Source organism: Salinisphaera sp. SWV1, assembly GCF_052044155.1.
Classification (GTDB): domain Bacteria; phylum Pseudomonadota; class Gammaproteobacteria; order Nevskiales; family Salinisphaeraceae; genus Salinisphaera.
The window spans coordinates 1-5,578 of record NZ_JBQDYE010000079.1 but is presented as its reverse complement, the minus strand read 5'-3'; the positions used below and the strand labels follow the sequence as shown (position 1 = coordinate 5,578).

2 tRNA genes and 3 rRNA genes are annotated in these 5,578 nt (G+C 53.8%); all 5 read left to right on the top strand.

Features of this window, described 5'->3' with window-relative positions:
- Positions 1 to 497 precede the first annotated feature (497 nt).
- The 5 genes from ACS8YF_RS19390 to rrf all read left to right on the top strand — a co-directional run bounded on the left by ACS8YF_RS19390 (position 498) and on the right by rrf (position 5,532).
- Positions 498 to 2,039: ribosomal RNA gene (locus tag ACS8YF_RS19390) — 16S ribosomal RNA — on the top strand.
- Positions 2,040 to 2,130: 91 nt separating this feature from the next.
- A tRNA-Ile gene (locus tag ACS8YF_RS19385) sits at positions 2,131 to 2,207 on the top strand.
- Between the two features lie 21 nt (positions 2,208 to 2,228).
- Positions 2,229 to 2,304: transfer RNA gene (locus ACS8YF_RS19380), tRNA-Ala, on the top strand.
- A 148-nt stretch (positions 2,305 to 2,452) separates the two neighbouring features.
- A 23S ribosomal RNA gene (locus ACS8YF_RS19375) occupies positions 2,453 to 5,348 on the top strand.
- Positions 5,349 to 5,416: 68 nt separating this feature from the next.
- Positions 5,417 to 5,532: ribosomal RNA gene (rrf, locus tag ACS8YF_RS19370) — 5S ribosomal RNA — on the top strand.
- Together the 16S, 23S and 5S rRNA genes with 2 tRNA genes alongside form the textbook arrangement of a ribosomal RNA operon.
- The last annotated feature ends 46 nt before the right edge of the window (positions 5,533 to 5,578 follow it).

The following is a 5,578-nucleotide window of genomic DNA, read 5'->3' as shown; positions in this document are numbered from 1 at the left end:
AAAACTTGTTGACACGTATCGGCGAAGGTCTAGAATGCGCCCTCTCGCAACGCAGCAAGCCTTTTTGAAGGCGCCACGGCGCCGGGGTTGAGAGCGGAGCGGGGCAGTTTTCCGGGACGTCTTGTTGAAGGCGGATCGGCGGGCTGGGGCGACGGATCGAAGAAAAAAGCATTTGCTTGATTCGGTTGATTTGTTGCAGACTGGAGGGCCGCCCTGGGGCGGTACCGAAAGTGGGTCAGCGGCGATTTCGAGGAAATCGAAAAAGCAGTTGACAGGGTGTTGGAACGGCGTAGAATACGCGCTCTTGCAACGCTTCAGGCGCAGATCGAGCAACATGGTTTGATCGGTGCAGATGGCAGATCTTTAACAACTTGTAAGTGACTTGTGTGGGTGCTCCTGTGGGGTGGCGTTAAGCCAAGCCCTATAGAGCATCCAAAGCAACAAGCTTGGGATGACTCGCACGATTGGATCAATCGTGCACCAGTTGAGAAGTAATTAAACTGGAGAGTTTGATCCTGGCTCAGATTGAACGCTGGCGGCAGGCCTAACACATGCAAGTCGAGCGGTAACAGGAGGTGCTTGCACCTTGCTGACGAGCGGCGGACGGGTGAGTAAAGCGTAGATATCTGCCTTTTAGTGGAGGACAACCTGGGGAAACCCAGGCTAATACTGCATAATCTCTACGGAGCAAAGCGGGGCTCTTCTATCCTCGCGCTAAAAGATGAGTCTACGTCTGATTAGCTAGTTGGTGGGGTAACGGCCTACCAAGGCGACGATCAGTAGCTGGTCTGAGAGGATGATCAGCCACACCGGGACTGAGACACGGCCCGGACTCCTACGGGAGGCAGCAGTGGGGAATATTGGACAATGGGCGCAAGCCTGATCCAGCCATGCCGCGTGTGTGAAGAAGGCCTTAGGGTTGTAAAGCACTTTAAGCAGGAAAGAAAAGCGCCGGTTTAATACACCGAGCGTATTGACGGTACCTGCAGAATAAGCACCGGCTAACTCCGTGCCAGCAGCCGCGGTAATACGGAGGGTGCGAGCGTTAATCGGAATTACTGGGCGTAAAGCGAGTGCAGGCGGTCGCGTGTGTCGGGTGTGAAAGCCCAGGGCTCAACCTTGGAATTGCACTCGAAACTGCGTGACTAGAATATGGTAGAGGAAGACGGAATTCCACGTGTAGCGGTGAAATGCGTAGATATGTGGAGGAACACCAATGGCGAAGGCAGTCTTCTGGGCCAATATTGACGCTGAGGCTCGAAAGCGTGGGTAGCAAACAGGATTAGATACCCTGGTAGTCCACGCCGTAAACGATGAGAACTAGACGTTGGTTGACATAGTCGATCAGTGTCGCAGCTAACGCGTTAAGTTCTCCGCCTGGGGAGTACGGCCGCAAGGTTGAAACTCAAAGGAATTGACGGGGGCCCGCACAAGCGGTGGAGCATGTGGTTTAATTCGATGCAACGCGAAGAACCTTACCTGCCCTTGACATCCTGTGAATCCTCTGGAGACAGAGGAGTGCCTTCGGGAGCACAGTGACAGGTGCTGCATGGCTGTCGTCAGCTCGTGTCGTGAGATGTTGGGTTAAGTCCCGCAACGAGCGCAACCCCTATCCTTAGTTGCCAGCATTGAGTTGGGCACTCTAAGGAGACTGCCGGTGACAAACCGGAGGAAGGTGGGGATGACGTCAAGTCATCATGGCCCTTATGGGCAGGGCTACACACGTGCTACAATGGCAAGTACAAAGGGTTGCGAACCTGCGAAGGGGTGCCAATCCCATAAAGCTTGTCCCAGTCCGGATTGTAGTCTGCAACTCGACTACATGAAGTCGGAATCGCTAGTAATCGCAGATCAGCAATGCTGCGGTGAATACGTTCCCGGGCCTTGTACACACCGCCCGTCACACCATGGAAGTCGGCTGCACCAGAAGTGGCTAGTCTAACTCTTCGGAGAGGACGGTCACCACGGTGTGGTCGATGACTGGGGTGAAGTCGTAACAAGGTAGCCGTAGGGGAACCTGCGGCTGGATCACCTCCTTTAGAGAACGGCTTTACGTTGTCCCATGGGAGTGCCCACACAAGTCACTTACACGTTAGCGGTCAGTCATGGCGGCGTTGCCGCGATAGCTTTGGGTCTGTAGCTCAGTTGGTCAGAGCGCACCCCTGATAAGGGTGAGGTCGGAAGTTCAAATCTTCCCAGACCCACCAGTTTTCAGGCGACATGACCCTGGGGCTGTAGCTCAGCTGGGAGAGCACCTGCTTTGCAAGCAGGGGGTCAGCGGTTCGAACCCGCTCAGCTCCACCATTCGAGATCAGAACAAACGATTGATCGTTTGTTGTGATTTCGATCACCGCTCTTTAACAATCGGATTGTAATCGAACACTGTATTCTTTTAGCGAAGAATATATGAGTTGCTCATAGACTTTGAGCGCGGAAGCGCTTGAGGTTATATGACCAAGTGACCAAGCGCACACGGTGGATGCCTTGGCGACAGAAGGCGATGAAGGACGTAGCAGCCTGCGATAAGCTTCGGTGAGTCGGCAAACAGACTTTGACCCGGAGATTTCCGAATGGGGAAACCCACTTGCTGCGAGGCAAGTATCCCATGGTGAATACATAGCCATGGGAGGCAAACTCGGGGAACTGAAACATCTAAGTACCCGAAGGAACAGAAATCAATTGAGATTCCCTGAGTAGCGGCGAGCGAAACGGGAGTAGCCCTTAAGCTTCGATTGTTCTAGTGGAAGTGTCCAGGAAAGGCACGCCATAGAAGGTGAAAGCCCCGTACACGAAAGGGCATTCGAAGTGAAATCGAGTAGGACGGAGCACGAGAAACTCTGTTTGAACATGGGGGGACCATCCTCCAAGGCTAAATACTCTCTGTCGACCGATAGTGAACCAGTACCGTGAGGGAAAGGCGAAAAGAACCCCGGTGAGGGGAGTGAAATAGAACCTGAAACCGTGTGCGTACAAGCAGTCAGAGCCTGTCTTCGGATGGGTGATGGCGTACCTTTTGTATAATGGGTCAGCGACTTACTTCTCAGTAGCAAGCTTAACCGGATAGGGGAAGCGTAGGGAAACCGAGTCTTAATAGGGCGACGAGTTGCTGGGAGTAGACCCGAAACCGGGCGATCTATCCATGGTCAGGGTGAAGGTCGGGTAACACCGACTGGAGGCCCGAACCCACTAATGTTGAAAAATTAGGGGATGAACTGTGGATAGGAGTGAAAGGCTAATCAAGCCCGGAGATAGCTGGTTCTCCTCGAAAGCTATTTAGGTAGCGCCTCGTGTATGACTGCCGGGGGTAGAGCACTGTTTCGGCTAGGGGTCTCATAAGAGATTACCAAACCGAGGCAAACTCCGAATACCGGCAAGTTTAAGCACGGGAGACACACTGCGAGAGCTAACTTCCGTAGTGGAAAGGGAAACAACCCAGACCGCCAGCTAAGGTCCCCAAGTCATGGCTAAGTGGCAAACGATGTGGGAAGGCACAGACAGTCAGGAGGTTGGCTTAGAAGCAGCCATCCTTTAAAGAAAGCGTAATAGCTCACTGATCTAGTCGGCCCGCGCGGAAGATATAACGGGGCTAAAGCCATGCACCGAAGCTGCGGACTTGTCATTCATGGCAAGTGGTAGAGGAGCGTTCCGTAGGCCGTGAAGGTGAACCGTGAGGTTTGCTGGAGGTATCGGAAGTGCGAATGCTGACGTGAGTAACGATAAGGCAGGTGAAAAACCTGCCCGCCGAAAATCCAAGGTTTCCTGCGCAACGCTATTCGGCGCAGGGTGAGTCGGCTCCTAAGGCGAGGCCGAAAGGCGTAGTCGATGGGAAACGGGTTAATATTCCCGTACCTCGCTTAACTGCGATGGGGTGACGAAGAAGGTTAGGCTGGCCGGGTGATGGTTGTCCCGGTTTAAGCTTGTAGGCAGGTCTTCCAGGCAAATCCGGAAGGCTAATGCCGAGAAGCGATGACGAGTGCCCAAGGGCGCGAAGCAGTTGATACCAGGCTTCCAGGAAAAACCTCTAAGCTTCAGGTTAAGCAGACCGTACCCCAAACCGACACAGGTGGATAAGGTGAGAATCCTAAGGCGTATGAGACAACTCGGGTGAAGGAATTCGGCAAAATGGTACCGTAACTTCGGGAGAAGGTACGCCCCTGTTAGGTGAAGGCCCTTGCGGTCTGAGCTGAAAGGGGCCGCAGAGACCAGGTGGCTGCGACTGTTTACTAAAAACACAGCACTCTGCTAACACGTAAGTGGATGTATAGGGTGTGACGCCTGCCCGGTGCCGGAAGGTTAAATGATGGGGTTAGCTTTACGCGAAGCTCTTGATTGAAGCCCCGGTAAACGGCGGCCGTAACTATAACGGTCCTAAGGTAGCGAAATTCCTTGTCGGGTAAGTTCCGACCTGCACGAATGGCGTAACGATGGCCACACTGTCTCCACCCGAGACTCAGTGAAATCGAAATTGCTGTGAAGATGCAGTGTTCCTGCGGCAAGACGGAAAGACCCCGTGCACCTTTACTACAGCTTTGCACTGGATCTTGAATATTTTTGTGTAGGATAGGCGGGAGGCATTGAAGCGTTGGCGCTAGCCGGCGTGGAGCCACCCTTGAAATACCGCCCTGAAATGTTCGAGGTTCTAACCTGGGTCCCTTATCGGGATCAGGGACAGTGTATGGTAGGTAGTTTGACTGGGGCGGTCTCCTCCTAAAGAGTAACGGAGGAGTGCAAAGGTACCCTCAGCACGGTCGGAAATCGTGCAACGAGTGTAAAGGCAAAAGGGTGCTTGACTGTGAGACCGACGGGTCGAGCAGGTACGAAAGTAGGTCTTAGTGATCCGGTGGTTCTGTATGGAAGGGCCATCGCTCAACGGATAAAAGGTACGCCGGGGATAACAGGCTGATTCCTCCCAAGAGTCCACATCGACGGAGGAGTTTGGCACCTCGATGTCGGCTCATCACATCCTGGGGCTGAAGCAGGTCCCAAGGGTATGGCTGTTCGCCATTTAAAGTGGTACGCGAGCTGGGTTTAGAACGTCGTGAGACAGTTCGGTCCCTATCTGCCGTAGGCGTTCGAGATTTGAGAGGATCTGACCTTAGTACGAGAGGACCGGGTTGGACGTACCTCTGGTGTTCCGGTTGTCACGCCCGTGGCATTGCCGGGTAGCTACGTACGGAAGGGATAAGCGCTGAAAGCATCTAAGCGCGAAGCCCACCTCAAGATGAGATCTCGCTAGCTCCTTGAGAGCTCTTAAGGGTCGTCCGAGACGAGGACGTTGATAGGCCAGGTGTGTAAGTACGGCAACGTATTCAGCTGACTGGTACTAATCGCCCGTGAGGCTTGGTCATATAACGCTCAAGCGCTTCTGCGCAGAGCCAAGGCAGTGTTCGATTACAAACCCGATTGTTCCAGTTTGCCTGGCGGCCATAGCGTGTGGGAACCACCCGAACCCATTCCGAACTCGGAAGTGAAACCGCTCAGCGCCGATGGTAGTGTGGGGTCTCCCCATGTGAGAGTAGGTCACCGCCAGGCTCCAAATGAAAAGCCCCGTCGCACCCGCGTCGGGGCTTTTTTTATG